Annotated in this window: 2 protein-coding genes; both read right to left on the reverse strand. The window is 43.0% G+C overall.

Annotated elements, in window-relative coordinates; all coding sequences use genetic code 11:
* Window positions 1-372 (reverse strand): glutathione S-transferase N-terminal domain-containing protein (locus tag A3735_RS15110; RefSeq protein ID WP_197485903.1); only part of this gene is annotated, 372 nt, incomplete at its 3' end.
* Between the two features lie 168 nt (window positions 373-540).
* A partial coding sequence (locus A3735_RS15115) for a cytochrome c1 (protein WP_068638221.1) occupies window positions 541-853 on the reverse strand: 313 nt, incomplete at its 5' end.

Below are 853 nucleotides of genomic sequence, written 5' to 3' on the forward strand. Positions count from 1 at the left end.
CTTCGCAGCATGCGGATCAGCAAGAATTGCATCAGCCAGACGACTCCAATCTTTACGGATTCGGTACATCATCAAGCGGCTTTGCGCTCGAGCAACCGGATATACTGGCAACAAAGGAGGGTGCGGAAAGCGCTCATCCAAGTACTCCATCATAATATCCGACTCATAAAGTACTAAGTCGCGGTCAACCAAAGTAGGCAAGTCATTGTATGGATTATGATCAGAAAGCTCAGCAGGCTTGTTATCTGGGTCAACGTTAACAACGTCAACTGCGACACCTTTTTCCGCTAAGACTATTCTTACCCGGTGACTGTAATGGCTCTCACCATCAGAAAAAAACGTCATGGACGAACGTTTGGTCACAACACCCATATACTTACCTCAACCTTTAAATCAGATTTACTGCACTGATAGCACAGTTTTAAATTTGGGCAGAATTATACACGATTTACAAGCCAGTCGTGAAAATTCTCTTGGATAGAAACAAAAAAAGCCCTCCATGCCTACACATGGACGGCTTTTATTCTTCTTTCTAGCTAACTAGTGAATATCTCTCCAATACTCTTTGTTCAAGAAGTATGCAAAAACAAACAAAAACGCTAGGAATATAAGAACATTTCGGCCAAGTGCCTCACTTTCAAGCCTAGAAGGCTCACCAACATATTCTAAAAAGTTAACCAGATCATAGATCGCTTCGTCATATTCAGCAGGACTCAAGCTTCCTTCTGTCGCATATTCAGAACAACCACTACTCTTAACAATATTTCCGCTTAATGGATCAACAACAGGCTCAACACCTAACTCTGGCGCGACAGCACAAACACCCTGCAAACCAGCTAGTACGTGCGGCATA

The organism is Oleiphilus sp. HI0061 (assembly GCF_001635675.1).